At 42.6% G+C, this 1,863-nt stretch carries 3 protein-coding genes and 1 pseudogene; 3 read left to right on the forward strand and 1 reads right to left on the reverse strand.

Going from position 1 to position 1,863, the window contains the following annotated elements; genetic code table 11:
• Nucleotides 1-627 (forward strand): RHS repeat-associated core domain-containing protein (locus ACJHWT_RS25330; RefSeq protein WP_227462105.1); only part of this gene is annotated, 627 nt, incomplete at its 5' end.
• Nucleotide 628: 1 nt separating this feature from the next.
• On the forward strand, nt 629-955 hold the full coding sequence (locus ACJHWT_RS25335; protein ID WP_001039055.1) for a hypothetical protein: 327 nt from the start codon (nt 629-631) through the stop codon (nt 953-955).
• A 125-nt stretch (nt 956-1,080) separates the two neighbouring features.
• Here ACJHWT_RS25335 and ACJHWT_RS25340 read toward each other — a convergent pair.
• A pseudogene (locus ACJHWT_RS25340) lies at nt 1,081-1,485 on the reverse strand (transposase); the annotation flags it as partial.
• Nucleotides 1,486-1,634: 149 nt separating this feature from the next.
• On the opposite strand from ACJHWT_RS25340, the gene ACJHWT_RS25345 reads away from it, so the two are divergent.
• A partial coding sequence (locus ACJHWT_RS25345; protein WP_136676384.1) for a transposase family protein occupies nt 1,635-1,863 on the forward strand: 229 nt, incomplete at its 3' end.

The raw sequence follows: 1,863 nt of genomic DNA on the forward strand, positions 1-1,863 counted from the left end.
CACACGGATGTGAACGGCGCGCCGGAAGAGATGACGGACAGTGACGGGAAAATCGTGTGGGAGACGGGGTATCAGGTCTGGGGTAACACGATACAGGAGAAGGACCACGGCAGGGTGGAGCAGAACCTGCGCTACCAGGGACAGTACCTCGACAGGGAAACAGGGCTGCATTACAATCTGCACAGGTACTATGATCCGGATGTCGGGCGGTTCATTGTAACGGATCCGATAGGGCTGGCGGGTGGGCTGAACTTATATGCTTATGCGCCTAATCCGCTGAAATATATTGATCCACTCGGATTAAAAAAAGAGCTCTGTAATGGAACTACTCGTGTGCGGCATTATACTAATCGTAAAGGTTCAAATGCGATTGCTGAAAGTGGGATAATTAAGGCGCATGATAACGGTCGTGTATATTTGGAACCTGCGAATAAAAAACCACTCAGTCAAGTAGACATAGAGGCGAAATATCAAATAGGTCGTGGGAAAGGTAGAGATTATGTGGAAACAGATGTACCTAACGAGCAATTAGAGTGGGTAACAAACCCTCGATACCATATAGATGAATTGACTGTGAAAGGTGATATTGTTCTTTCTGATAATGCAAAAATAACTCGGCGTAAATAATATGAATAAAAACAATGATGTAATTAATATACCCGGGAAGGATGCCCTTTATATTCTAAGTGAGGTAGAGTACATATTGATATCACTTAAGAATATTGCAAGGTATTATTTCAATGGTATAGAGCAGAACGTTATTGATGATAAATTGTTGAATTCTTACTTTAAAGAAACCACTAAATTTATTGATGATAAAAATATTACACATCGGTTGGCTGAAATAAGAAGGGTTATTACTGAAAATTTTAATACCGATCTTGGAGATGATGATATGGATGATATTGAGAGAGAAATAGAAAAGATAAAATGTTGGGAGAAGCCGGGTGATTAATATAAAATGGGAAGGCATGTAGCCTTCCCGTTGAGCCTGTCCATCATTCTGTGTAAATGCCTTTCTCAGAAGTGACCGTCAAGGCGGTCACCGAACTCGATAATAAAGCGACTCATGGCTATCCGCTAGTCCTGAAGTGGCATCGTCCATTTCTGTGAGGCTGACTGGATAGCCAGCCACACCACTTTTTTCACCGATTCATCTGTCGGGAACACTTTCCTTTTCTTTATCGCATGTCTGATGACGCTATTCAGCGATTCGATTGCGTTAGTGGTGTAGATAACCTTTCGGATCGCCTCCGGGTACACGAAGAAGGTGGCAACATTCGGTCAGTTTGCCCGCCAGCTGCGACTTATCTGCGGGTACCGTGCATCCCATTCCTTCCCGAACGCATCCAGCGCCTGCAACACGCCTTCTTCCGTGGCCGCGCGGTAAACCTGTTTCAGGTCACGGGTTACCGCTTTATAGTCTTTCCACGTCACGAACCGCAGGCTGTTGCGTACCATGTGTACTATGCACAACTGGGTCTGCGTTTTAGGGAAAGATCACGTAACGCTACTTTTTTGTACTAAATAATTGGCATTTTATGTTTAAGATTTGAGATATTCCTCATTACCTAAAGCTGTTTTTTATTGCTTATACATGATCAAATACTCCTTACATAATTAAGGAGAACAAAATGGAACTTAAAAAATTGATGGAACATATTTCTATTGTCCCCGATTACAGACAAGCCTGGAAAGTGGAACATAAATTGTCGGATATTCTACTGTTGACTATTTGTGCCGTTATTTCTGGTGCAGAAGGCTGGGAAGATATAGAGGATTTTGGGGAAACACATCTCGATTTTTTGAAGCAATATGGTGATTTTGAAAATGGTATTCCTGTTCACGATACCATTGCCAGAG

This window comes from Escherichia sp. WS338, from assembly GCF_046486405.1.
Taxonomy (GTDB): domain Bacteria; phylum Pseudomonadota; class Gammaproteobacteria; order Enterobacterales; family Enterobacteriaceae; genus Escherichia; species Escherichia coli.